17 protein-coding genes and 1 other RNA gene are annotated in these 26489 nt (G+C 54.3%); 14 read left to right on the top strand and 4 right to left on the bottom strand.

Features of this window, described 5'->3' with window-relative positions; genetic code table 11:
- The first annotated feature begins 166 nt into the window (after positions 1-166).
- The 10 genes from DW133_RS02145 to leuA all read left to right on the top strand — a co-directional run bounded on the left by DW133_RS02145 (position 167) and on the right by leuA (position 13415).
- Entirely contained in the window at positions 167-1504 is a 1338-nt protein-coding gene (locus tag DW133_RS02145) for an ATP-binding protein (protein WP_118274802.1), read from the top strand.
- Between the two features lie 160 nt (positions 1505-1664).
- Positions 1665-2156, top strand: a complete 492-nt coding sequence (locus tag DW133_RS02140; RefSeq protein ID WP_118274800.1) for an adenylyltransferase/cytidyltransferase family protein — start codon at positions 1665-1667, stop codon at positions 2154-2156.
- 6 nt (positions 2157-2162) lie between these two features.
- Positions 2163-3161 (top strand): extracellular solute-binding protein, encoded by a 999-nt coding sequence (locus DW133_RS02135; RefSeq protein WP_118274798.1) that lies wholly within the window; start codon positions 2163-2165, stop codon positions 3159-3161.
- A 19-nt stretch (positions 3162-3180) separates the two neighbouring features.
- On the top strand, positions 3181-4206 hold the full coding sequence (locus tag DW133_RS02130; protein WP_158571092.1) for an ABC transporter ATP-binding protein: 1026 nt from the start codon (positions 3181-3183) through the stop codon (positions 4204-4206).
- Positions 4203-5813: an ABC transporter permease subunit gene (locus DW133_RS02125; RefSeq protein WP_158571091.1), complete on the top strand. Its 1611-nt coding sequence runs from the start codon at positions 4203-4205 to the stop codon at positions 5811-5813. Before DW133_RS02130 ends, DW133_RS02125 begins: the two co-directional genes overlap by 4 nt.
- Positions 5814-5818: 5 nt before the next feature.
- On the top strand, positions 5819-7135 hold the full coding sequence (locus tag DW133_RS02120; protein WP_118274792.1) for a hypothetical protein: 1317 nt from the start codon (positions 5819-5821) through the stop codon (positions 7133-7135).
- A gap of 3 nt (positions 7136-7138) precedes the next feature.
- Positions 7139-10009, top strand: a complete 2871-nt coding sequence (gene yidC / locus DW133_RS02115) for a membrane protein insertase YidC (protein WP_118274790.1) — start codon at positions 7139-7141, stop codon at positions 10007-10009.
- Positions 10006-10938, top strand: coding sequence for an alpha/beta fold hydrolase (locus DW133_RS02110; protein WP_199588776.1), 933 nt, complete (start codon positions 10006-10008; stop codon positions 10936-10938). The genes yidC and DW133_RS02110 overlap by 4 nt, the downstream gene beginning before the upstream one ends.
- A gap of 11 nt (positions 10939-10949) precedes the next feature.
- Complete coding sequence (locus tag DW133_RS02105; RefSeq protein WP_118274788.1) at positions 10950-11594, top strand: carbonic anhydrase; 645 nt, start codon at positions 10950-10952, stop codon at positions 11592-11594.
- 231 nt (positions 11595-11825) lie between these two features.
- On the top strand, positions 11826-13415 hold the full coding sequence (leuA, locus tag DW133_RS02100; RefSeq protein WP_118274786.1) for a 2-isopropylmalate synthase: 1590 nt from the start codon (positions 11826-11828) through the stop codon (positions 13413-13415).
- A 65-nt stretch (positions 13416-13480) separates the two neighbouring features.
- On the opposite strand, the gene DW133_RS02095 is transcribed toward leuA, so the two are convergent.
- The 3 genes from DW133_RS02095 to DW133_RS02085 all read right to left on the bottom strand — a co-directional run bounded on the left by DW133_RS02095 (position 13481) and on the right by DW133_RS02085 (position 20935).
- Positions 13481-14869, bottom strand: coding sequence for an ATP-binding protein (locus DW133_RS02095; protein WP_158571090.1), 1389 nt, complete (start codon positions 14867-14869; stop codon positions 13481-13483).
- 85 nt (positions 14870-14954) lie between these two features.
- Positions 14955-19028, bottom strand: a complete 4074-nt coding sequence (locus tag DW133_RS02090; protein WP_118274782.1) for a translocation/assembly module TamB domain-containing protein — start codon at positions 19026-19028, stop codon at positions 14955-14957.
- Positions 19025-20935: an autotransporter assembly complex family protein gene (locus DW133_RS02085; RefSeq protein ID WP_118274780.1), complete on the bottom strand. Its 1911-nt coding sequence runs from the start codon at positions 20933-20935 to the stop codon at positions 19025-19027. Before DW133_RS02085 ends, DW133_RS02090 begins: the two co-directional genes overlap by 4 nt.
- A gap of 181 nt (positions 20936-21116) precedes the next feature.
- On the opposite strand from DW133_RS02085, the gene DW133_RS02080 reads away from it, so the two are divergent.
- Positions 21117-21638 (top strand): MarR family winged helix-turn-helix transcriptional regulator, encoded by a 522-nt coding sequence (locus tag DW133_RS02080; protein ID WP_118274778.1) that lies wholly within the window; start codon positions 21117-21119, stop codon positions 21636-21638.
- A 75-nt stretch (positions 21639-21713) separates the two neighbouring features.
- Here DW133_RS02080 and ssrA read toward each other — a convergent pair.
- Positions 21714-22079, bottom strand: a transfer-messenger RNA (tmRNA) gene (gene ssrA, locus DW133_RS02075).
- A gap of 293 nt (positions 22080-22372) precedes the next feature.
- Between ssrA and glnA the strand changes: the two genes are divergently transcribed.
- The 3 genes from glnA (at position 22373) to ntrC (ending at position 26485) form a co-directional block, all read left to right on the top strand.
- Positions 22373-23788: a type I glutamate--ammonia ligase gene (gene glnA, locus DW133_RS02070; RefSeq protein WP_199588782.1), complete on the top strand. Its 1416-nt coding sequence runs from the start codon at positions 22373-22375 to the stop codon at positions 23786-23788.
- Between the two features lie 155 nt (positions 23789-23943).
- Entirely contained in the window at positions 23944-25032 is a 1089-nt protein-coding gene (gene glnL, locus DW133_RS02065; protein WP_118274774.1) for a nitrogen regulation protein NR(II), read from the top strand.
- 19 nt (positions 25033-25051) lie between these two features.
- Positions 25052-26485 carry a nitrogen regulation protein NR(I) gene (gene ntrC, locus DW133_RS02060; protein ID WP_118274772.1) on the top strand — a complete coding sequence of 478 codons (1434 nt, stop codon included), beginning with the start codon at positions 25052-25054 and terminating at the stop codon, positions 26483-26485.
- Positions 26486-26489 lie beyond the last annotated feature (4 nt).

The raw sequence follows: 26489 nt of genomic DNA, 5'->3' as shown, positions 1-26489 counted from the left end.
CGGGCCTTTTTTGCGTTAGGGAGGAATTGTTAATTGGCGCAATTGTGAAAATTTACTCGAAAAACTGTTGCGCATTTGTGATAATTGAGCCTAAAAATGGTGGCGCAATTGTGAAAAGTGACTCAGAAAACTGCTGCGCATTTGTGAAAAAGGAGATTTGCGAACAATGTTTGAGCGAAAAGTTTTTCAGGAAATGCTCAAATGGAAGGAAAAGTACGCTCCTCACTACGCTCTGTTTCTCAAAGGAGCTCGGCGTGTAGGCAAAACAACGCTTGCGGAAAAGTTGGGACGCGAAGCATACGAAAGCTACATTCTGATTCGCTTTGACCAAGCTGATCAGGTTGTCAAAGACTTGTTCGTCAATGGGTTGCGCGATCTGGATGGTTTCTTTGCTCAGCTTCAGTTCGAATACAAAACACAATTGCATCGCCGCAAGTCTCTGATCGTGCTAGATGAGATACAGCTTTTTCCGCAGGCGCGGCAGGCGCTTAAAACGCTTCTGGAAGACGGGCGGTACGACTACCTCGAAACCGGATCGCTTGCCGGCATCACAAAACGAAGCAAAGATATTCTGATTCCGTCTGAGGAATACACGCTCGAGGTGCAACCTCTTGATTTTGAGGAATTTTTGTGGGCGAGCGAAGACACATTTACTATGCCGCTCATGCGGGAGCACTTTGCCAATAGAAAACCAATGGGGGCTCTGCATCAGGGCATGATGCGGTCGTTTAGCGAGTACATGCTGGTGGGCGGCATGCCACAAGTTGTTCAGGCATTTGTCAATGGAAAGGATTTTGGAAAGGCGGATTTCGTTAAGCAGCAGATCATTACGCTGTACAAAAACGATATGCAAGAACAGAACGAAGAAAATTCAGTTTATGTCAGAAATTTCTTCGACCGAATTCCATCTGAACTGTCCAAGCACGACAAACGTTATGTGCTATCTCACATTGATTCCAGTGCAAGGATTCGTAACTATCAAGGACCAATACGTTGGTTGGATGAAGCCATGATTGTCAATCTTGCCAGCAAGGTGGACGATCCAAGCGCGGCGTTCAATTTGGGCGTTACCGACCCGGCATTCAAATGCTATCTCTCTGATACCGGACTTCTGGTGTCACTGGCTTTCTCGGATCGGCTGTATTTGGAAAATGAGCTCTACAGAGCTGTCCTGCGGGATCAGCTTCAAGTCAACGAAGGCATGTTGGTGGAAAACGTTGTCGCGCAGTGCCTGAAAGCGAATGGACATCGGGCTTACTTCTACGTGGAGCGAAATCCTGCAACCAGAAAGACGACGATGGAGATTGATTTTTTGATTCGGCAAGCAAAGAAGATAATTCCCATTGAAGTCAAGTCTTCGGGGGCTTCGAGCATCAAATCGTTGCAGCGATTCAAAGAGAAATTCGGCAAACGTATCGGACAGGCTATCGTCTTGCATCACGGTGAAATCAAGTGTCAGGACGATGTGTGGTACTTGCCCTACTACATGGCAACGCTTCTCTGAATCGAAAAAGTCGAACGACTTAAACCAACGGCGTAAAATTCCTGTCAAACGTTTTTGCCCGAAAATTCTTCAGCCGTACACTTTTCCTCCTGTTCGGAGGAACGGGTGGGGCTATTTGTTGTTTTGGGCCGCTTTGAACTTTTGACGAGATTGGTGTCCTATGACTGCTTCCACCGCTGAGCGACCGCGCGTTATGGTCGATATGTCGGCCACGTTGATTCACCACGGCCACATTCGGCTTCTGAAAAAAGCAGCCGAGATTGGCGACGTTGTCGTGGTGTTGACCACGGACGAAGAAATCAAGAAAAAGAAGGGCTACACGCCGGAATTGAGCTTCGAGGAACGCAAGGAAATTCTCGAAAGCATCCGTTATGTGAAGGAAGTGGTTGCCGGCCCCTGGCTCATCAACGATGAATTCATGGACAGTGTTCACTGTGACCTCTTGGTGCATGGCGCCGACAATGTCAATCATGTGCGTCCGGAACGCCTTGTCATCTTCCCTAGAACGGAAGGTGTGAGTAGCTCCACGTTGCGCGAGCGCGTGCTCGATTGCTTGATTCAGATGAATATCGATAGCAAGAAAGGCAACACGGGTGATAAGGTGGCTCGCTTCATGATTGAGCTCATCAAGAAAGAATTCAGACTCGAATAGTTGCCGATGCAGCGCAGAGACGGTTTTGCGGCTTTGCTGGCTTTGCCATTCGTGTCGGCGCTACCCGTGAGGGCGGCCGAGGCGAAACGTCGCATCACGGTATACACGGCCGTGGAGCCGGAGTGGCTCGCCGTTTACCGTAACGCCTTTGCCGCCGTTCGTCCCGACATCGAAATCACCTATGTGAGGGCTTCCGGAGGGCCGATCTGCGCTCGTCTTCTTGCCGAGAAAGACCGAGTGCAGGCCGACGCCGTGCTGGGGGTGTCGGCCATTGCTCTGGAAAACCTCAGAGCCAAAGGTATTTTGGAGCCCTATGCTCCGCACGAGGTCGAAAAGCTCAATCCCAAGATGGTGGAAAAGGATAACCATTGGTTCGGGATCAACGCTTGGGGAGGATCGGTCTGTGTCAATACGGATCTTCTCAGGAAAAAAGGACTTTCGGTGCCGCGCAGCTGGTCCGATTTGCTGCAATCTGAATTTCAGGACCAGATTGTCATGCCCAACCCGAGAGCCTCGAGCACGGGACTGATGTTTCTTCACGGTTTTGTGCAGGGGTTCGGCGAGAAGAAAGGCTGGGAGGTGATCGAAAAGCTGCACGCCAACATGCTTTTTTATGCGGCAAGCGGCGCGCGGCCGGCAGCCATGGCGGCACAGGGGGAAATTCCCATCGGATTGAGTGCTGCCGCTTTTCTCAAGCCTTTTTTGAAATATAAAACTCCCGTCTCGGTGGTGCAGCCGGAAGAAGGCATTGCGTGGGATGCGGAGGCCTGCGCGCTGCCGCGGGGGTGTCCTCATCCGCAGGAGGCGAAAGCCTTTTTGGATTTCTGCGCCGGACCTGCCGTCGGCCAAATTGCGGCTGATTTCAGCGGCATTGCGGCACGGGAGGGTTTTAGCACTGAAGAGGGCAAACGGATTGCCGAGCGTTTCCTGCCGATGGATTTTGCCCGCGCTGCAAAGGACAAAGATGTAATTCTGGCGCGCTGGTATGCGCTTGCCACTCGCTAAGGAAAAGGATGTGACAGGTATGACCGAACGCAAAGCCGCCAATCTGCAGCTCAAGGCCCTCACCAAAAAGTACGGTGAACAAACGGCACTTTACGAAACGACGCTCAACATTCCGGCAGGGCGTTTTACGTCCATTTTGGGACCGTCGGGTTGCGGCAAGAGCACGACGCTGATGTTGATTGCCGGACTGGAAAAGCCCACTGCCGGTTGCGTTTTGGTTGACGGAGACGATGTGACGAACACGCCTGTTGAAGAGCGCGGCATCGGCATTGTGTTTCAGAATTACGCACTTTTTCCAAATCTTACGGTCAAAGAAAACATCCTTTACGGACTGAGGGCAAGGAAAGCGTCCGAAGCAACGCTTTCATCTCGCCTGTACGAGATGCTGGAACTGACGTATCTCACCGATCTGTCCGAGCGTTATCCGGCCGAGCTCTCCGGCGGTCAGCAGCAGCGCGTGGCAATTGCGCGGGCTCTGGCGCCACATCCTCGTCTGCTGCTTCTGGATGAACCTCTGTCTGCGCTCGACGCCTGGTCTCGGGCTTCCATCGGCGAACAGCTCAGGGCGATTCAGGAGGCTTCGGGTGTGACAACGGTGATGGTGACGCACGACCGACAGGAAGCACTGTCGCTTTCGGATTATGTTGTTGTAATGAATGCCGGTCATGTGGAACAGGCTGATGAACCGAACGATATATACGATCGTCCGGCAAGCGAATTTGTGGCGACCTTTGTGGGCGGCATGAACATCGTGCGCATGCCTTTGATTCGAGAGGGGGCGGCAACGGGCCTGCGCTATGCCGACGTGAAGCTGTACCGTGCCACAGAAGCTGCGCTGACTCGCCCTTACACATTCGTCGGGCAAGTTCAGGCCGTTCAGTTCATGGGCGACGCGGTACGCGTCAAGGTTCTCCTGAACGATTTCCAAACAACCATCACGGCTGATGCACTGCGCATCAATACTGATCGATCGGTGTTTTCGCTACATTCGCTCATTGCCGTTGAACTGCCGGAAAGCGCCTGGCGCACATGGGGCGCGCAATGAGTTTAAGCCGCACGTACGACGGCCCGATGCCCAAGCTCCTCCTCGGAGGGCTTGTGGCTCTTTTGGCTGCAGGACTTCTCTGGCCGTTAGCCGAACTCGCGCTTCTCGTCGTGGCAGAAGGGGCGGGAGCGGCAGCGTTTTTAACGCCTTACAACCTGCGGGCCGTCGGCAATACGATTGTCATGGGGGCCGTCGTGGCTCTGACGGCGACCGTGCTGGGCTTTGTGGTGGCCTATGCCATCACGGTGACGCGCGCTTGCGGACGCGGTGCACTCAAGGTGCTCTTTTTGGCGCCGTTGTTTGCGCCCTCCATCATGCCTGCCATCGGGATCATCTATTTGGTGGGCAGCAACGGCTTGCTTTTCAATCTGGACCTCTACGGTCCTATGGGCGTCTTTTTGGCCGGACTCGTCTTTGCCTTGCCTCATACAGTGATGCAGCTGAGGTTAAATCTGGCAACCATGGATGTGAAGCTCCTGGCGGCGGCAAGAAGTCTCGGCGCCGGTCCCTGGCGGCGCTTTGCAACCGTGACGCTGGTGCATGCCAGAGCGGGACTGGCCAACGCATTCATGATCGCCTTCATTTTGACGATCACCGACTTCGGCGTGCCGAAAATGCTTGCGGGCGACTTTCCGATGCTTGCTACCGAAATTTATGCGTTGGCGGTGGGCGAGCAAAACTTTGCTGCAGCAGGGCTTTTGAGTCTTGGCTTGCTCATTCCGGCGCTCTTGGCGCTTCAAGTGACGCGACGCTTTTCTCAGACACAGACGAAGGCGGTGTTCCACGTCAGAGAACCCGAGCCTTCGCCGATGCGCGATGCTGTGGCCGGCGTTCTTGCCTGGTGTGTGGTCGGTGCGGAAGTGCTGGTGATCGGCGTTGTGATCTATGGTTCTTTCATCACGTTCTGGCCGTACGAAACGCAGCTCACGTTGGGCAATTACGCCTTTAGAAATTCAGCCTACGGAATCAGTCCCTGGCTGCATTCCCTGATCGTGAGCTTTGCCGTGGCGGCATTGGGAACCATGTTGGCGTGGATGGGCGCCTACCTGACAGTTCGCATGCCGCAGTTGCCGGGCCTTTTGAGGGCGGCTTACGACAAACTTGCCTCGTTGCCCGTCTGCATTCCGGGGACGGTGCTCGGCTTGGCTTGGGCGATGACTTTTTCTGGTACGCCGCTTTTTACGGGGACGCTCGGCAGTCTTTTTCTGGTGATCGCCAATACGGTGATTCATCTCTGGAGCGTACCTCACATTACGGCAAAGGCCGGCCTGAGTGCTATGAACGGCAAGTTCGAAACGGTTGGTCAAACGTTGGGTGCCGGTCGGCTCGTGACGATTACACGGGTGATTGTGCCTTTGAGTCGTGCCGAACTTTGCGATATTTTCTCCTACCTTTTTGCTTCGGCTGTGACGACAATCTCTGCGGTGGTGTTTCTGTACACCCCTTCGAGCATTGTGGCGGCCGTGGCAGCCATCGACATGATCGACAGCGGCTTTATCAGTGAAGGCGCGGCCATGTCGTGCCTGATTTTTGTTTGCGCGTTGACAGTGCGAGCGGCCTCGCTTGTGGCCTCCGGTACTGTGTTTACCAACCGATGTTCCCGATAACGGCCATGCGACGCACGCTTCCCATTACGTTCGTTATTTTGAGTGTCCTGCTCGAGCCGCAGGCCGCCTACGCCTATCTTGATCCCGGTACGGGCAGCATGTTGCTTTCCGTTTTTGTGGGGTTGATTTCGGGCGCCTACTTTGTGATCCGAAAGCTTCCTTCTACGCTCAGAAGTCTCTTTTTCCGACTTACCGGCAAGACGGATGCCCTCAAGCACAATACGCTGACGTTCTATGCCGAAAGCGCGGCATATTGGTCGACGTTCAAGCCCATTCTGGCGGCACTCGAGACGCTGGGTGTGGAGAGCTCTTATCTTACGAGCGACGAGAAGGATCCGGTGTTTACCTCCGGTTTTAAGTGTGTGCATCCCCGCTTTATCGGCAAGTCCAACACAGCCTATACGGCGCTGGGATTTCTGCAGACCAAGGTGTTTGTGCTGACGACCCCCGGCATCGACGTCTTGCAGATCCGACGTTCTCCGGGCGTCGGTCGCTATGTGCATGTGGTGCATGCCGTGGGTGACATTCACACCTACAAGCTTTTCAGTTTCGACTACTACGACGCCGTTTATTGCGCCGGCCCCGGACAGGTTAAGAGTCTTCGTGCGCTTGAGTCGCTGCGTGGAACTCGCCCCAAAGAGTTGACGCAGCTCGGCTGTCCCTATGTGGACGGTCTGGTGGAGCGGGCAAAGAGAGCGGCTCCTCCGCAAGCGGGTACTGTCATTGTGGCGCCCACGTGGGGCCGCAACGGTCTGCTGACCCGAACCGGCGCCATGATTCCGAAGATGCTTGCGCAAGCGGGGTATCACGTGATCCTGCGTCCGCATCCGCAAAGTTTTGTGTCCGAACCGGAATTGATGGATAAGCTCGCGCAGGAACTCTTGCCTTTTGACAACGTCGAATGGGATCGACAGCCCGACGGTTTTGCGTCTTTGTCCCGTGCGCAGCTGATGGTAAGCGATATTTCGGGCGTGATCTTTGACTTTGCATTCGTCTTCCTGCGTCCGGTGATAAGCGTAGGTGCGGGGCCGCTCAAGGACGGGTTCGAAGCGTGGGAAATTCCGCACGAAGCTTGGGAAGTGAGTGCGCTCGATACGTTGGGTAAACGCATATTGCCCGGTGACGAGAAAAACGTGGTCGAGGCCGTGCAGGCTCTTTTGGCCGACGATTCTCGTGCGCGCGAAAAAATTCTCGCCTTGCGCGAAGAAAACGTTGTCAATTTCGGTGCGGCCGGCATGCCGATTGCGCGTGCTCTGGTCGCCGAAGTCGAACGCCTCAAGAATCAATCGACGCGCAAAACGCAGGCAAAGAAGGGACAGTAAGCGATGTTGGATTTCATTTACACGCTTTTGATTGCGCCGCTTGAATACTGGATGCATGCGGCTTTGGTTTGGGGCTACTCGCACACCGAAGCCTGGGGTCCGGCCATTGTCGTGATGAGTCTGGCCGTCAACGTGGTGATTCTGCCCATCTACATCAAGGCCGAAAAGTGGCAGGAGGGCGAACGCGCGCTGCGCAAGAGCTTTGAAGCCAAGGAGGCCATGATCAAGCGTACCTTCAAGGGGCAGGAACGCTTTGCCATGATTTCGACGATGCATCGTCAAGCGGGTTACTCGCCGTTTTTGTCGCTGCGCTCATCGTTGGGCTTTTTCCTTCAGATTCCGTTCTTCTTTGCGGCTTATCACTTCCTGTCGCATTTCGAGCCTCTCGCGGGCGTTTCCTTTTTCGGCATCGCTGACTTGTCCAAGCCCGACGCCATGATCAATCTAGGTGCGTTTTCAGTCAACGTGCTGCCGATTCTCATGACCGTCATCAATCTGGCAAGCGCGCTCGTCTATACGCATAACATGACGCGCCGCGACAAGATGCAGCTCTACGGCATGGCAGCGGTCTTTCTGGTGTTGCTATACGACGCGGCAAGCGGTCTGGTGCTCTATTGGACATGCAACAACATCTTTTCGTTGGGAAAGAACATCGTTTACAGTCTGCTCGAGCGCGTGCAGAAGCCCGCAGCGGCAATTTTTGGCGCGGTACGCGGCCGCTTTGCGCATCAATCAACGGAAGTCTTCCCCGGAGGGTGCCTATACGGTGTGCCGCTGATGTTCTGGGGCGTTGCCGTCATTCTGGCGCTTCTATCGAGCAATCAGGCTTTTTTTGTGCCGGAGAGCATCAAAAACGCCGTGTCGCTTTCGTCTGACTTTGCCTATATCGCCAGCATTGTCATCGCCGTTGTGCTGGCCGTGAAGTTGCGGCTTTGGAAGCATCACTGGGTTATCTTGCTTCTGACTGTTGTAGCTGCGTATTACGGTCTGCGCGTTTGGGGCAAGTGGTATTTCTTCGGGGCCAACCGCAAGAGTTTTGCCTTGAGCTCGGGTTTTCTTTTCTTGATTCCGGCTCTGGGCGTGCTTCACGCCGGCATTGATCTGCGACGCTTTTTGTACAGCGAAGCGCACAGTGCGCGTTCCACTAAGCCGGCAGAAACGCTACTGGCTCCGGCCGGTATCTGGATTACGTTGCTGCTGGCGGCATATCTTCCCGTGCAGGCGTATTGCACGGCTGTCGAAATTTTCTCCACACCTGATGTCGTTTTGGCTAAGTCGCTTTTGTGGTGCGCCGGCATCGGCGTTGTTGTGTGGTTGTTTGCTTTTTTGGCCGGTATCGTCGGATCGCGTAACTTTGCGGGTTATTTTCTGGGGGCGGTGACGCTTCTGTTTACCGTATATGCCTTCTTGCTTCCGCTTGATACCGGCACGATCGACGCTTTCCAAATCAGTAATCCCTCTGCGCTTTTCCGCTCGGCTAATCTCTTTACCGACTTTTCCGTCATCGTTGTGGTCTTCGGGGCGTATATCTGGCTGATTCGATCCGGTCATACCCGGTGGATCAAGAGCGTGTTCGTGCTGTGTATTGTGGGTTCGCTCGTCAACGGCTCATACCTCCTGTGGCAGAGCCGCGGTCAGTGGCAGACCGATACGGCTCCTCGGGAAACGGCGGCCGACGAGCTGCCCGACTACAACGACCGACTTTTCGGTTTTTCCAAGACCGGGGAAAACATTGTCGTTGTCATGATGGACGCTTTTACCGGTACGCATATGGAGCGCATTCTGCAGGCCGAACCGGAACTCAAGCGCGATCTTGACGGATTTGTGTGGTACCCCGATACTCTGGCGGCCGGTCCATCGACCAATACGGGCATTGCTTCGGTTCTGTGCGGCTATGACTGCACGCCGCTGGCCATCAACGCGCAGGGCTGCGAATCGGTGGCGGAAAAGATCAATCGCAGTTACGGCAACTTCATCAACCGTCTCGGCGACAAGTGGGATGTTTCGCTATACGAGCGCAATTGGCTCGAAGAGATGCGCCTGCGAAAGTACACCGATCACGATGTCCTTGGACTTCGCTATCTGAGCGACGCCTATACCGACCGTTACATCAAGCGCAACGACATCGCCATCGGCCGCGGCAACACCGACGAGTTTTTGCTTGCCGTGTCGGTCTATTCCGCCGTGCCCTGGAGCGGCAAAAACCTGATCTATCGAGACGGCCGTTGGTTTGAAAGTTTCCTCGGAAACAAGAACGAAGTTCTGGTGCTGCGCGCTCTCAAGGACTGGGCGCTTTTCGATCAATTGCCCGAATTGTCCAATGCCAATCGGCAAAAGAGTACATTTAAGTTCATTGATACGGAACTCACACATTTTCCTTGGTTTATGGATCCGGGCGTTTGCCGCATTCAGACCAACCCAAAGCGTGAGATGAGTTCCGACGGGGTGCCGCTTGCGCATCTGGCAACGGAAACGTGTGCGCTCAAGGCACTTGCCAAGTGGTTCGACTGGATGAAAAAAGAAGGCGTTTGGGACAACACGACGGTGGTGTTGGCCAGTGATCATTCGGCCGGCGACGATCCTGCCTACAGCAAGATTTTTACCGATGCCGGCATGGGCACAGGAGCGGCTCGCTCCAATGCTTTGTTGTTGGTGAAAAAAGCAGGACAAGCAGGAGAACTCAAGACTGACGATGCGCCTATGACGGCGGCCAAGGCGGCCGCACTTTGGACGGGCGTAGAACCTCCGCAACCGCGCATCCATATTTTGGGCAAGTCGCGCGGTGAGGGATATCTGATCGAACGTGTCTGGCATGTCAACGGCAGCATGTTTGATCCCAAGAGCTGGACGGAAAAGGATACCCAGGCACAATGATGATGTTAAATCCCAAAATCGTGTTTCGTGGCGAGTCCGCCTTTGTCGATAATTTCAAATTGTTTGATGTCGTACTAAATAACGGCATCACGCTTCGCGTAGCAATCGGAGGCGATGGCGACAAAACGCCGGTTTTGATGGTTCACGGTCACCCGCACACGCATGTGATCTGGCGCAAAGTGGCGCCGGCATTGGCCAAGGATCGCAAAGTGATTCTGGTTGATTTGCGAGGCTACGGTGATTCCTCGAAGCCCGAGAGCATGCCGGATCATCGTCCCTACAGCAAACGTGAAATGGCTTGCGATTTGCAATTGATGCTGCAGACACTCGGCATTGAGCAATGTGACTTCGTGGGACATGACCGCGGCGGGCGCGTGGGGCATCGTTTTGCGCTGGATTGGCCCGAGCGGGTGCGCAGGCTTGTTTTTATCGACATCGCGCCGACCGCTACGATGTACGAGCGCACTGACAAAGAATTTGCGACGCGTTATTTCTGGTGGTTTTTTCTGATTCAGCCCGAACCGTTCCCGGAAAAGCTCATCAACTTTGATCCGGAATATTTTCTGAGACACCACATTCGGGGACAGCTCAAGATTGAAGGTTCACTTGAGGAAGCGGTTTTTGAAGAGTACCTGCGCAGCTATCGAAAGCCCGAAACGATCCATGCCATCTGTGAGGACTATCGTGCCGCAGCAACGATAGATCTTGTCGACGACAAGACTGATGCGGATAAACGTATCCAAGCTCCTTTGCATCTGCTCTGGGGCGCTCGAGGCACCGTTGGAAAGCTTTACGACGTGGTGCAGACCTGGCGGGACAAGGCCAGTGTTGTATCGGGCCGCGCGCTTGATTGCGGGCATTCGCCGCAGGAAGAGTGTCCTCAGGAATTTCTCAAGGAAGTCAAAGCCTTCTTGGACGGAAACAAATAGAGACGGACGGTATGTCGAGATTTCACGAGCTCATCACGGGATTTCATGGCTTTAGAAACGAATACCTGCTCAAGGACAAGGAATTTTTCGAGCAGCTGGCGCACGGGCAGAGTCCTAAGACGCTTGTCATCGCCTGTTGCGACTCCCGCACCGACCCGGCCATAATTCTGGGCTGTAAGCCTGGTGACTTGTTTGTCGTCCGTAGCATTGCCGCCATTGTTCCGGACAAGGATTCCGCCGGCAAACACGATGCGGTGATCGCCGCCATCGAGTACGGCATCAAGCATCTTGAGGTGCATGACATCGTCGTGATGGGACACTCTAACTGCGGCGGCATCCACGGTTTGCTCAATCCTGACAAGATCCGCTCCGAAGAATTCATTTCGCGCTGGGTATCCTTGGCGCTGCCTGCCGTTCAGCGTATTGATCACGAGAATCCCGGAATTGACGCGCGAATGCGCTGCCGCTTGTGCGAGGAAGGTTCCGTACTGCTTTCGATCGAAAACCTTCTTTCGTACGAGTGGGTGCACGAACCGGTGCAGGCCGGTCGCCTGTGTCTGCATGCCGTCTACTACGACCTCGGTCGCGCTCGTCTTGCTTTATGGAACAGCGAAACAGAAGATTTCGAAGAGGTTCCCGCTCTGCATTCTGCCTGATTTCGAAGCGAAGGAGCTTTGCAAAATTCATGTTTTTGCATGATTGAAACTTTTGTAATAACGCTAGTTTTTAAATTAAAATTCCATAAAAATCAGAAGCTTAAGATATTAATAAGAGGATCTTTTGCAAGGAATCTTGACTGCAAAACAGTAAGAGAGTAGAGTGATCGGAACGTTCAATAACTTGCTTTTTGCAAGAGAAGATCATTTTCAATACACGGAGTTTTGCAAATGTCGAGCGATAATCGGATCATTATTTTTGACACCACGCTTCGCGATGGTGAACAGGCGCTGCCGCAGAGTCTTTCGGCGCGTCAGAAGCTGCAGATCGCGCTGGCGCTCGAAGAGCTTGGCGTAGACGTATTGGAAGCGGGCTTTCCGATTTCTTCCAAGGGCGACTTTGAAAGTGTTTCTCAGATTGCAGCAACGCTGAAAAAAACGATCCCCTGCGGCCTGTCGCGTTGCGTTGCAAAGGATATCGAGGCGGCCGGAGAAGCCCTCCGAGTCGCGGAACGCTTCCGCATTCATACTTTCATTGCCACGAGCACGATTCACGTGCGCGATAAGTTGCGCAAGTCCTTTGACGACATCGTTGAAATGGCCAAGGCTTCCGTGAAGCTTGCGCGCAACTACACCGATGATGTGGAATTCTCTTGCGAAGACGCAGGCCGCACTCCGATCGACGAACTTTGCCGCATGGTGGAAGCCGCCATTGACGCGGGCGCAACGACCATCAACATTCCCGATACAGTGGGCTACACGCTTCCGACGGAATTCGGCGGCATCATCACCAACATCTTCAACCGCGTTCCCAACATCGACAAGGCGGTGCTTTCCGTGCATTGCCACAATGACTTGGGCATGGCCACCGCCAACTCGCTCACGGCCGTGCAGATGGGCGCGCGCCAGATCGAATGCTGCATGAACGGCTTGGGTGAGCGCGCCGGCAATACGTCGCTCGAAGAAGTGGCTGCGGCCTTGAACGTTCGCAACGGTTACTTTGAAGGGCTCAAAACCGGCATCGTGATGAAGAACATCGCCAGAACGTCTTCGCTCGTTGCCAAGATCTGCCACGAACCCGTTCCGCCGCACAAGGCCATCGTCGGTTCGAATGCTTTTGCGCACAGCTCCGGCATTCATCAGGACGGCGTGCTCAAGAATCGTCAGACCTATGAAATCCTAACGCCTGAGAGCGTTGGCTTTAAGGGCAACAATATGCGCATGACGGCGCGTTCCGGCCGCCATATGATCCGTACCTGCCTGCAGAATCTCGGCTACACGGAAAAAGACTACGACCTCGACGACATCTACGCCCGCTTCCTGAAGCTTGCCGACAAGAAGGGACAGGTGTTTGACTATGACCTTGAATCCTTGGTGTTCTTCACCAAGCAGGGCGAAAATGACGACGATACCTATCGCCTCGATCGCCTCAACGTGATGAGCGGCAGCGGCGACATGACGGCAACGGCTACGGTGAGACTGCAAGTCGGCAAGCGTACCCGTACGGACTCGAGCATCGGCAACGGTCCTGTGGATGCGGTCTATAACTGCATCACGCGTTTGACGGGCGTGCGCTGCAAGCTCACGAGCTTTGAAATTACTGCCAACGGTGCCGGCATGGACGCTCTCGGTCAGGTCAACATCACGGTTGATTATGACGGACGCGTATTCCACGGCATGGGGTTGTCGACCGACGTAATCGAATCGGCTGCTTTGGCTCTGCTTCACGCCATCAACAACATCGAACGCACCAAGCGCATTCAGGAGTTGAGAGAGCCTCCCAAGAAGGTTGACGATCTGGTGGCCGAACATCAGGCCTGATCGAATTCTTCAATAAGTCAAAGCCGTCGTTTCAGTAGAGAGCCGAAGCGGCGGCTTTGGGTTTCTTATGTTTCAAAAGGCAGTTTTTTGTCTGATCCGAGCTCTTCGGTGGACAAGCCCAGGAAAAGCGTTTGATAGTTTTCAAGCTCCGGATTGAAGGACAGAAAAACTTTTGCCTTTTCCTTCAATGACGAGATCTGAATTTTGGCCGGATTGCGTTTGATTTCGGCAAAACAGACGGTTTGGTTGAGGTCGTCGACCGCTACGCAGTCAATCTCGTTGGTGCCATTGCGATCCCACCATGGCCCGACCTGGGTGAATAGACCGAGGTTGCGGAAATGGCGACGGTATAGTCTTTCGAGCACACGGCCGGACCGATTCGGATAATCGCGCAGAATCAACTGACGGATGGCTTGCGTATTGTGGCTCTGCAGAATGCGTTGATTGGGCAGGATAAAGGTAAACCAGAAATCCAACAGTTCGTCGTTGAGTTCATATGCAACGCGTTGACGCTTGGCGCCGTTTTGTCCGACCAGGTCCAGCGACTCGATCAGACCGTACTCGTGCTGAAGCTGATACAAATGCGCCGATACGTCAATTGAGAAAGACCTGATGAGTTCGGCGCGTTTGTTTTTACCGGCGGCAATACGTCGGAGAATCTCGTAGTAGGTTTGCGCGGAACCTTTGAACTCGGAGGCAAGCATTAGCTGCGCTTCGGAAAGCCAGACAGAATTCTCTTCTACGCCCAGCTGCAGCATATCCTCAAGCGTAAAGGCGCCCATCGGCAAAAAGTTTTGGATGTATTGCGCTACGCCACCTGTGAAGGCGTAGAGCGCCAAAAGGTCGTCTCCGCTGAAGTTCGGGCAATAGCTTTTGAAAACGGTTTTGACGAGATCGGGCAGCAACGGCTCGACGTGAAGAACAGCATTGTTGCGGGCAAAAAGCGGTGCTTGACCGTTCTCGAAGATTTCACGCATAGAGCTTGCAACGGAGCCGCAGACAACGAGAAGCAACTGCATTTTTTCGTGGTGCAAATCCCAGAGCTTTTGCAAAGTGCCGTAGAAACTCGGCTCAACGCGACCGAAGTTCTGGAATTCGTCGAGCACCAAAGTGATCGGACGCTGTTTGGCGACTTCGAATACCTCCATCAGTGCATCTTCGAAGTCGTGAAGCCGCCGCGGGCGGGACCACCCAAGACATTCTCTCAGGCTTTCGGAAAAATCCTCGAGATTGGATCCGGCATCCAGGTGTGGGTTGATGTAGACGTAGACCGACGGCATATCGTCGCACGACGGCAGTGCCTCCAGGATGAGACGTGTTTTACCGACGCGGCGTCTGCCGGAGACAACGACAAAACGACTGATGGATTTGTCCTTCACGGTGGAGCGGAGTCGTTGCAGTTGAAGGAGCTCGCGTTCGCGACCGAAGAACGTATTTTTGGAAGCAGCAGACATCTGACACCTAAAAATGCGTAACATTATTACGCGTATTATTGTTACGCGTTATAGCGTGAACCAAGAAAAGCGTTCCGAAGCTTCGTCAGAACTCAAACGAATAGAGCAGGTCAAGCGCTTGATCTACGCCGCTCACTGCTTCCACGTACAATCTCGGAATAACGCGATAGCGAAGCGTGAGCGTCGCCAGGGAATCGAAAATCCCGACGCCGTATTTCACTTTGAGACCCGGCAACACATAACCCGATACCACTAGCTGCGAGCTGTCACCGACGCCCTCGGTTTCAAAGCCGAGGCCGCTGATGCCGACTGCGTCGCCTAGCGATTCGAACACATGACTGCCTTGACTCAAGCCAAGGTTAATGAGGGCGGAGGTGATCATGGTGTTGTCCGAGTCGCCCGACGGATCAAGACCTTCGCCGCGAATGAGGTAACTCAAGGCTTCCGTTTCGGATTTTGCCGGATCGGTGAAGACAGCTACCTGCGGAGAATCAACCGAGCCGGTGACACGAATGCCAGCAATCACATCATCGGCTGTGCGATCCGGGTTGCGAATGGCTTCCAGGTCCAGAAGAGGATTGGCAACAGCCCCCACGAAATGGAATTCACCTCGGCGAACGAGCAAGTCTTGTCCGTAAGCCTTGAAGTTACCGCTTGGAACGCTGATTTGACCGGTTAAACCAAGGGTCCCATTGTCTTGAATCACATTGAGGTTCCCGGTGAGTCTGGCCTTTAGGCCCATGGCTTCAACACGAACATCATCCCCGATGTGAATGCGAAGATGGCTTTCTATGGGTATGGGCTTGCCGGCCGCCTTTTTCTTGGCACGCGGACGGTCCAGACGAACAACATCGTCGGAAACGTCAACAGCAGAAGCCGGTAGTTTGCTGACTGAAACTTTAGCCCAGGGAACCGAAATGGAGCCGTCAAGCTTAATCAGATCGCGGCTTGCCTCGCAGGTTACGTCAGTGGTGAGGTCAAACTCAATGTCAGGAGGTAAGGTCACGCGCAAGTTGCTTCCTTTGGTTGTCACGATCGCTTTGCCTTCACCGATAGTGCGCCAATCGGCTGCTCCGGAAAGTGTGACTTCTCCCTGAGGTGTTTTGAGGTGCCCTTCGAGGGTGGAAGAGTTGCCGTTGAAGATCAGTTTGATGTCGCTGGGCAACATTTCGAAGGGAAGTTTTGTTGAGTCAAGCTTGGCATTAAAAAGTCCGGTTCGTCCGTAAATCAGAGGCTCTTCCAACGTACCGGCAAAGCGCAAATTGCCGAACCATTGTCCTTCGGCGGATTCACCCGGTGAGAGGAAGGAGTTAACGAGGGTGGCGTCTACTGCGACGAACTTCAGTGTTCCGTCGACGGTGCGGGTGTTGAACAGATCGCTCATGCGAAGCGAACCTTCAATGTCGCCGTTATCTTTGATGTCGATCTTCCAGTTGCCTTCAATGCTGTCCTTGGCATTGGCAAAGCTGAGTTGAACGGAATTGAACCCCACCTTCAGGTCGCTGAGATCCATGCGGTATTTGGTGCTGATGTCTTTTGCCTGCACGGTAACGCGGCCGCGAGGAAGTTCAGAAAGTCCCGCCGGCAGCGTCACGTCTGCGTTGGCCTGGATGATGCCGTCCGCAACAAATCGTCCCGGGAAGTATTGCTTGATGAAAGCAAGATCGAATTTCGGAAGGCTGAGCAGAATGCGCAGATCGCTTCGATTGGTGAGATCAAGTTTGAGATCGTTTTCCAGGCACAGTCGTGCATGGGTATGAGCCAGGCATGCTTTGCTGACATTGGCTCGGTTGAGGTCGGGCACATAAGCCAGGCGCATTGGTTTTTCAAGAGTGACGGGGCCGTATGCGGTTTTGACTTTGAGCTCGGCAAGGGCGCCAGCCCAATTGCCGAGCATACGTTCGTAAATGCCCGAGATTTTGGCGTCAACGGAAATTGGAGTGCCTTCCGTGTGTACGGTCAGGTTGTGCCGCAGTTCGTTTCCACGTAATTCAATCGTTGCTTTGCGTATGTCGACGCCTTGCGTCTTGAAGTCGGTAAGCTGCAGTGTCAGTCGACCGGAAACCACGTCGCGCGAACGCATGCGCCCGGTCAGATGGCCGCGCTTAAGTGTTGTGCCGAGATAGTCAATATTGCGTGCCGTCAGATCGGCGTTGATGACGGGCAGCCTCGTGGTTCCCGTTACGGCCAATGTGCCTTTGACCGATCCCAGCAGGTTGGGATCGACCAAACCGAAATCGGGAGCATCAATTTTGGTCTTGAAGTCCAGTTCCGGGATGTCTTTGGCAAAGTCAGCCTTTCCTGAGAATTCAAAGGTGTTGTCGCCGACGGCAAAGTAGAGTTCAGGGGCTTCCACAATTCCGTTGCCGTGTGATTCGACAGCGCCTGTGAGCGCCAACGATTGCCCGCGCAATTCCCCAAGAACCGTCAGGTCCTGCAATTTGGCTTTCCAGCGTCCGTTCTGACGAGAACCCCAGACGATGAAGCTGCCGTCGATTTTCAGAGGCGTTTGCGGCAGCACGGCTTTGGTATCGATACCCGAAAGATTCAGTGAAGCGGCGAAACGGGCGTTTTTCTCCCAGTTGGCCTGCCCGTCTATCTGAATGCGTCCGACGTTGGACTGCACGGAGAAGTCCGTCAGATGCGCGGCGACTTCCGATCCTTTGCCGCGGATGAGAACGTCAGCCGTAAAGCTGTGATTATCGTCAACGGGATAGGTCGCCTTGGCGGAGACTTGCAGCGCATAATCAACGGCCTTGCCCGAGAGATTGACGGAAACGCCGCTGATTTCCGAACCGGAAATTTCAACCTTATCGGCTTTGATTTCCGCAGACATCGGCAGACCGACTGTCGTGGGCGAAGCTTTCAGCACAAACGAAGCGCCTTCGACGCCTGGGACGTTATTGACACGGCCGCTGAGAGTGACAGTGTCGGCAAGAGCGCCTCGAGCTGAGATTTTTGCCGTTACGGTCACGGGAGGCTGCGGTTCCCGTTTGGGCAATAGGCCGCGCACGCTGTCACGCCATTGTTCTATGCGGCGCTTGAGCCGAGCATTTGCTTTTCGTCGGAGTTCGCGACGCTCTTCTCGCGACAAAGTTTTAATGTCGACCTGTTTTCTGGCCTGACCCTGAGCCCGATGTTTGGCACGACGTTCCTGGGCAGCCTTGAGTCGTTCGGCACGTACCTCTTTGAGTCGCTCGTAGAAGTTTTCAATGTCTTCCGTTGTCGGTTCGGCAACCGGCGGCACAGTGCCGGTTGGGATTGCTTCGCGGGGCACGAGAGATGAGACGTCAAGTTCAAGATTGACTTCATGAGGGGCATCGAGTCCCATCGTCATGCGTCCCGTGAGCTCCGCGTTCATGGCTCGGACGGCTATGTTTTCCAGTGTCGCGACGCCGTTTTGAGCGGTGAGCGCAAATGTAGCCGATTCGATGATTTGATCGGGATTGCCTTTGATGGCAAAGCGAGAAAGCTCAAAGTGTTTGAGATTAACATCCAGCGGCAGGTCGACGGTGGGGATTTCCGGCACAACGGGTTGCGAGAAGGTGCGCTTGAGCATGGCACCGAGCGGTTCGTCGGAGGGTGGTGTTTGGGCCGATGCAAGGCTTGAATCTTCCAGACGCACGGAGTCAATGTCGAGGCGATCTTTCGTCCAAACAGCCTGTGTCTGAAAAAGCCCAACGTTAACAACATTACCGTCAATGTCAGCCTGCAGGTTTTTGATTGCCACGCGCTCGACAATCACGGCAACCGGTGTTTTAAACCGCGAGGTCTGAGTTTCGTCAAGCTTTTGAGTAGGCGATTTCGGGACAGGCGTTGAAGCCGACGACGCCATTTCCTGCGTTCGAACGAGGAGTGAGGCGTCTGAAATCTCAAAGTCATGGAGAGCCACGCGCCGAGACAGGAGCTTGGCGACACTCAAGTCCCATGAAAGATTTCCGTGAAATGCCAGGCCGGGGACGTCGTACTGCAAATTGTCGGCTTTAAGCGAGAAGACAGAGCCGCTCAGCGATTCGATTCTCAGGCCAGGTACGGCTTTTTCGAGCGCGCCTTTGATGATTTGAAGGCCCGTTTCAGTGCCGAGCAGAAATCCGGGGACGGCTGCAAGCACGACCAGCACAGAGGTTGCACCGATGAAAAGTCTTTTGGCCCACGTCATAGTTCAGGCCCCAAACCGATGTAGAACTGGATACCGTTTTCCTCGGAGTCGCCCACCGGTTTTGCAATGTCAAGCTTGATCGGACCGAGAGGCGATTCCCAGCGCACGCCGATGCCTGCGCCTTTTTTCAGGTTGGAAAACTCAACGTTTGTGTCAGCTCGGCCGATGTCGAAGAAGACGGCTCCCCACCATTTGCCCTTGACGCGCAGTTGGTACTCGATGCTGCCGGTGATCATTTTTGAAGCACCCGTCAGATCGCCGCTCTCATCCTTGGGCGAAATTGATTCGTAGTCGTAGCCGCGAATGCTTCTGTCACCGCCGGCAAAGTAGCGCAGATCCGGCGGAACGTCGTTGAAGTCGCCCGTTTCAATCCATCCGAGGTGAGAGCGCAGCACGAAGCGATGCTTGCGGGCGAACGTACGAATCAATGTGTATTGCGCTTCAAGCATCAGCGCGTCAATGTCCGAACCCCACATTTGGTTGGCATAGCCGATGGTGTAACGTTGCGAGTCGCCCCACTTGGGCATCAGGCCTCCGCGGCTTCGCGTACGCGAGAGTGAAAACTCGGGGTAGACCATCATTGTCTTGTTGTCAAGCGACCCCTGCGTGAAGTCGTCGAGTCGGAACTTCAGCGCAATGCCCTTTTGCCAGCCTTCGTAGAGATCCCAACGCCGAGTGGCGGCAAAAGTCAGAGAGTCCGCCTTGGTGTCGTTCAAGTCTTCGTGCTTGTATCCTCCGCCGAACATCCAGAACTGCTCCAGTGCATTTTCCTCAAGCGGCAGTTTGTAGGTGAGGTCAAGCATTTGCTCAAGCTTGGAGATGTCACCTGCAGCCTCAAGACTATGACCCGAATCGTTTAACCATGGCTTTTTCCAGATGAGACGCCCTCGAGGCCCGACGTCGGTGGAGTACCCGAGTCCCGTTTCCACAGAATTTTTGATTTTGGGCGAAACGCGAGTGTGAACCGGCAACTGTTTGGACTCACTCTTGCGGCCGGCAACTATGTCGGGCGTGACGACGATCGAATTGAACCAGCCGCTTGCCGACAGCCTGCGGTTGAGTTCGGCGATGTTATCGGAGAAATAAGGTTCGCCCTCCTTGAAGGGGACGAGATTTTGCAGGATCGGTTCGCGGATTTGGCTTCCTGAAAAATCGACCGGACCGAACGTATAGCGTTCTTTGGGATCGAACACCAACAGCCATTGGCCTTCATTCTTTTCGGCATCGACCTGAAGTTCGCTTTGAATAAAGGTTCCGTCAAAGTGGCCGTAGCGCATGGCGGTGCGTTCTACGGCAGCTTTGAAATCCGTGTATTCCCCGTGGTTGAGTTGCGTGCCGGGTTTGGGAAGCTGACGTTGCAGACGGCGAAAGTGCGATCGGCGCGAGTTCTTTTCACCTTCAATGGTCAGCGTCGCTTTCGTGATGCGAACGGGTTCGCCGAGTTTGACGCGGGCAATGAGTAACGTCTTTTCTTTGCGCTCGGCATTTTTGCTCGCTTTGTCGGAGGTCGGATCGACATTGGGTTGAGGCTGCGGAGTATTGTCAGCAGTTATCGACGGTTTATTGGAAGATGCTTGTGCCTGAGTCTGCGCGGAATCGGGTTTGACCCAGCGGTAACGGATTTCGTACTGGTAATAGCCCAACGCTTCAAGTCCTCGGCGGATGGCCTTATCGACCTGAGAACGATAAGTGTGCTTGCGCGGAGGAGAGGCTTTTTCACGAATCGGTGTCAGAAGTGCTTCAACATTGTCCTTGGGCTCTCCTTGCAGACCGTCGACTCTGACATCAAACGCCCAGGCCGACAGTGCACATGCGAAGGCCATTACCGAAAGCGTCGTCTTGATGAAGACAGCATGAAGTCGCGGGTTGTACGGAGAGCCGACAACCTGTTTGGCAACAACCCGCATTGACCGATACGACACGCTGCGACCTCAGAGGCTTAAGAAACGACGACACAGGATGAATTGTGCCCGCAAAAATCCTGAAGTGCTAAATGGCGGTTCAGGAATGGATGGAACATGAATGCACGTTTTTCTCTTTCGGTAAACTAAGACGACACGAAGATGCGGTACTCGAGGAGATGATTTTATGGCAATCCTTCGATATCTAACTAAATTAACGGGACTTCAGGCAGGTGATGAGCCTGAAGTGCACGAGATTCCACTTGAATCATCTGAACCAACCAACGTCGGGCAGTTGACCGCGCGATTGTCTCGAGCTCTGAAAGCTCGACTGACTGAGGCAATGAAACAGGAAGGGTTTGACGACATCGATTCGGCGCACGGCGATATTCTCAATGTGCTCTACCGGCAGGGGTCGACCAGCATGACGGACTTGGCTCGTCGCTCGCATCGTACGAAAGCAACCGTCACCGTACTGGTCAAGAAACTAGAAAGTCTCGGTTATGTCCTGCGTTGCGCCAATACGCTCGATGGCCGTTCCTGTCTGGTTGATCTGACAGATAAAGGGAACGCTTGCCGGCAGAAATTTGAGGCCATTTCCAAACGCATGGATCAAGCTGTCCGGGGCGCTCTGTCGGTTGATGAGATAGAGACTTTGGAAGATCTTATGCGGAAAATCAGTGCACAACTGGAGAAGGCGGAGCACTAAAATTCGAATTTAGTTTGATATCAAATCAAACAATGAAAAAAATCCCAGACGTTTTTTGCGTCCGGGATTTGAATTTGGTGGAGGTGGCGGGAATTGAACCCGCGTCCGAAGCGATTTTTCCGTCGGATCTACATGCTTAGTTCAACAATTTTGAGTTCTCACCGTCTGTCCTGCCGTTAAACGGGCCTCCAGACGGCCAGCCGCTTGGATCTCGAAGTGCACGTCACGGCTCCGTGCGCTTCCAGTCACAGTGAAATGACGATGCTGCCGGTTTTACCCGACCTGAGCCTGTGACCACTCAGTGCATCGCTCGCGGCATTAAGCGGCGAGAGCGAAACGCTCGTTGTTGGCGTTTATTTTTTTCTAGTTGTTTATCGAGGAGACTAGACCTCGGCATGCACCGTACGGCGTCCTACACCCCGTCGAAACCGGAACACCCCCATAAAGGGAGTGCCATTGTATTCGTTTCCACGGAAAAAGGCCATGAAAAGGCAGGAAAAAATGCGCGAAGTGTGTATGTCTCGGTGCACCGTTTTGTAACACGACCGAGCATTAATGCACCAAATGAGGGCGCAAGGCCGTACAATTTGGTGCGAATATGCCGTGAATTACGTTCTCAGGGGCCGTTTTACTGGAGTGTGAAAACTGGCATAAATTTTGCTTTTGTGTGGTTGGGCGGCGAAAGGGACCGCCAACATCAACAGACAAACCTTTTCCGAATCTAGGAGAAACCAATCATGACCTCGCCCGCAGACGTCCTGCAGATGGTTAAAGATAACGATGTCAAGTTCGTTGACTATCGTTTGACCGACACCCGCGGCAAAGAACAGCACATGTCCGTGCCTGCCCATCAACTTACCGAAGACACTTTCGAAGACGGGCAAGCCTTTGACGGCTCGTCTATGGCCGGGTGGAAAGGCATTGAAGCGAGCGACATGATTCTGATGCCCGATCCCGAAACGGCTCGCATGGATCCGTTCCGTGAACAGAACACTCTCATTTTGACTTGCGACGTTCTTGAGCCTGATACCGGCAAGGGCTATGCGCGCGATCCCCGCTCTCTTGCCCGCCGTGCCGAAAACTACCTCAAGAGCACGGGCATCGGTGACAAAGCTTTCTTCGGTCCCGAACCCGAATTCTTCATTTTTGACGGCGTGACGTTCGCCAACGAACCCCAGAACACCTTCTTCAAGATTTTCTCCGAAGAAGGTCCTTGGGCCAGCAAGATCGAGTACGAAGGCGGCAACCTCGGCCATCGCGCTCCGTTCAAGGGCGGCTATTTCCCTGTTCCGCCGGTTGACACGCTCGCCGACATCCGCGCCGAAATGGTGACGTTGCTCGAACAGCAGGGCGTTCCCTGCGAAGTTCATCATCACGAAGTGGGCGCCGCCGGTCAGTGCGAAATCGGTACACGCTTTTCCACGCTCGTGCAGCGCGCCGACTGGCTGCAGATCATGAAGTACACGATCTGGAACGTGGCAGCTGCCTACGGTAAGACCGCCACCTTCATGCCCAAGCCCATGTTCGGTGACAATGGTTCCGGCATGCACGTGCACCAGTCCATCTGGAAGGAGGATCAGAACCTCTTTGCAGGCAACGGCTACGCCGGTCTTTCCGAATTGGCTCTGTACTACATCGGCGGCATCATCAAGCACGCTCGCGCTTTGAACGCCTTCACCAACCCGACTACCAACTCCTACAAGCGTTTGGTGCCGGGCTACGAAGCACCCGTGAAGCTTGCCTATTCGGCTCGCAACCGTTCGGCTTCTCTGCGCATTCCGCACGTGGCCAGTCCCAAGGCTCGCCGTGTCGAAGTCCGCTTCCCCGATCCGACGGCCAATCCTTATCTCGCTTTCTCGGCGATGCTGATGGCCGGTCTCGACGGCATCCAGAACAAGATTCATCCGGGCGAACCCGCCGACAAGAATCTGTACGACCTGCCGCCGGAAGAAAATGCCAAGATCCCGACGGTCTGCTCCGAACTGAACCAGGCTCTCGAATACCTTGACAAGGATCGTGAGTTCCTGACCCGCGGCGGCGTCTTCAGCGACGATTTGATCGACGCCTACCTGAATCTCAAGGCCCAGGAAGTCGATCGCTATCGTTGCGCCGTGCATCCGCTCGAATACGAGTTGTATTTCGCGAGCTGATGCCGTAAACACCGGATGCCGACGGAGAGCAGGAGCTTTGGTCGGCATCGGTGAGGTTTGTCTGTACGGCATCCCGAGGCAAATTCATATCGGGATGTCCGTGCGACGGTTTCTTTTCCTTTTGAAGAGACGAGCATCAGCAGGAGTCGCCAAATATGAGCCGAGGCAGCAGCAGTTTTTACGCCCGGCTTCAAGCTGCGGCGGATTTGTTATCCACGGGTGTCGTGGTGCTCGATCGTTACGCACGCGTGTTGTGGTGCAATACGGCTGCCGAAATGCTGATCGGTTGCTCGAGACGAAATCTCAAAGGCACGGACATCGGGCTTTTGATCACCCATGTGCGCGAATGGGCCGAACGCTTTTCCGACAAAGACAAAAAGCTTGTTCCCTATACAGCCGTTACCGAGCTACGCCGGCCTTTGGCTGAACCCGAACCTGTACAAATCATGCTCTCGAGCATTGCCGAGAGCGAAAGCAGCGTACTGCTTGAAATTGTGCCCGTACAAAAGGCCATGGACTGTGTTCGCCAGGAACAGGAAGCTGGCATGGGGGAGGCTACGCGTTCGCTCCTGCGCAATCTGGCCCACGAAGTGAAAAATCCGCTCGGCGGCATTCGAGGCGCCGCGCAGCTTCTGGAAGCCGAGCTCGACAATCGTGAGCAACGCGAATATACCGAAGTCATTATTTCCGAAGCCGATAGACTGCAGGGGCTGGTTGATCGACTGTTGCAACCCTATCGCCGAGAGTCTCATCTGGCTGAAGTCAATCTGCACGAAGTGCTCGAACGCGTGCGTAATCTGGTGAGCGCTGAATTCGGTTCGGGACTTTCCGTGCTTCGCGATTACGACGTCTCTGTGCCTCCCATTCTGGGTGATCGCGAGCAGCTCATTCAAGTTTTTCTCAATCTCATGCGCAATGCGGCCGAGGCCGGAAAGTCCTTGATAGCCGAAGGCCGTGCGGAACTCACTATCAAGACGCGTATTGCTCGCCAATGCACGATTCAGCGCAAGCGATATCGGCTTGCCGTCAATGTGCATGTGATCGACAACGGCCCGGGCATTGATAAGCGTATTCGCGAAAAGATTTTCTATCCGCTGGTCACGGGACACGACGGCGGCACGGGCTTGGGGCTTTCCATAGTGCAGACATATGTGGAGCGGCACGGCGGAGCGATTGAAGTCGACAGTCGGCCCGGCTGCACGGACTTCAGTCTGCTTTTCCCGTTGGGCGAACCGATCAATTAACTGGACAAAAAGAAGAAAGATGCGACAGATTTGGGTTGTTGACGATGATCGTTCGATTCGCTGGGTGCTGGAAAAGGCGCTCACGCGTGCTCAGATGCCGTTTCGCCTGTTCGAATCGGCTGCCGATGTGGTTAAGGCCTTTGAGCGTGACACGCCGTCGGTGCTGCTGAGTGATATTCGCATGCACGACATGAGCGGGCTCGATCTTTTGGCGTTCGTCAAGAACAAGTATCCCGGACTGCCCGTCATCATCATGACGGCCTTCAGCGATTTGGACAGCGCAGTGAGTGCCTTTCAGGGCGGTGCCTACGAGTATCTCGCCAAGCCTTTTGACATCAACAGTGCGATTGATCTGCTGCGCCGTGCACGTGAAGAAAGCGCCGTGGCCGAAAGCACGGACGCAAGCGAACTTGACGAAAAGGGTGAAGTACGTCGCACGGAAATCATCGGTCAGTCGCGAGCCATGCAGGAGGTGTTTCGTGCGATCGGTCGTTTGTCGCACAGCCACGTTACGGTGCTTCTGACCGGAGAATCGGGTACCGGCAAGGAAGTGGTGGCACGAGCCCTGCATCAGCACAGTCTGCGCAGTCGAGCGCCTTTTGTGGCGATCAACACGGCGGCCATTCCCCGAGAGTTACTTGAAAGCGAACTTTTCGGCCACGAGCGCGGGGCGTTTACGGGCGCAAATCAGCTGCAATACGGTCGTTTCGAACAAGCCAAGGGCGGCACTCTTTTCCTGGACGAAATCGGCGACATGCCCGCCGATCTGCAGACGCGTCTTTTGCGCGTTTTAAGCGACGGTTATTTCTATCGAGTGGGAGGCACGCAGTCAATCAAAGCCGACGTGCGCGTGATTGCCGCAACGAATCAAAATTTGGAAGAACGCGTGCGACAGGGACTTTTCAGAGAAGACCTCTACCATCGCCTCAACGTGATTCATTTGCAGCTGCCGCCGTTGCGCGAGCGAACCGAAGACATTGAGGCACTCGCCGATCACTTTTTGAGTGCCGCGGCATCCAATCTGAAGACCGAGCGCAAGCGTCTGACTCCCGAAGCGTTGCAAGTGATTCGACGGTTTCCGTTCCCTGGCAATGTCCGTCAGTTGGAAAATCTTTGCAATTGGCTCACCGTGATGGCGCCTTCGCAGTGGATTCGGCCGGATGATCTGCCGTTTGAATTCAAGACGGGAAACGGACAGACATCGGGCGAGACGGCCTCCGATGTCATGGCGACGGGTGCAGGAGGCTGGACGGATCAGTTGGCTGAGGTGGTGAGAGAGCTACTAAACCGCGGAACGCCGAAAACGATGGAAGAGCTCAACCGCGTGTTTGAAACGACGGTTTACAAGACAGCACTGGCGTTTACGCACGGCAAGAAGATTGAAGCGGCTCAGAAGCTTGGCGTGGGCAGAAACACGCTCACGCGCAAGCTTCAGGAACTCGGTCTGCGCTGAAAAA

It is taken from the genome of Sutterella sp. AM11-39 (assembly GCF_003472385.1).
GTDB lineage: Bacteria > Pseudomonadota > Gammaproteobacteria > Burkholderiales > Burkholderiaceae_F > Duodenibacillus > Duodenibacillus intestinigallinarum.
This window is presented reverse-complemented; position numbering and strand designations above follow the sequence as displayed.